Annotated in this window: 1 pseudogene; it reads left to right on the top strand. The window is 65.1% G+C overall.

From position 1 onward, the window contains the following. Positions 1 to 252, top strand: a pseudogene (locus EOD29_RS33600) (copper-transporting ATPase); the annotation flags it as partial.

The raw sequence follows: 252 nt of genomic DNA, 5'->3' as shown, positions 1-252 counted from the left end.
GGTGCCGGTGGATGGCTCCGTCCTCGAAGGCCAGTCCACCGTCGATGAATCGATGATGTCGGGCGAACCGCTGCCCGTAGAGAAATCAAAGGGCGATAGCCTGACCGGCGGCACGATCAACAAGAACGGCAGCCTCGTCATGGCCGCCGAGAAGGTCGGCGCAGACACGGTGCTGTCGCGTATCGTCGACATGGTCGCCAAGGCGCAACGCTCGCGGGCTCCGATCCAAGGTGCGGTCGACCGGGTCTCGGC

Source organism: Mesorhizobium sp. M1A.T.Ca.IN.004.03.1.1 (assembly GCF_003997555.1).
GTDB lineage: Bacteria > Pseudomonadota > Alphaproteobacteria > Rhizobiales > Rhizobiaceae > Mesorhizobium.
This window is presented reverse-complemented; position numbering and strand designations above follow the sequence as displayed.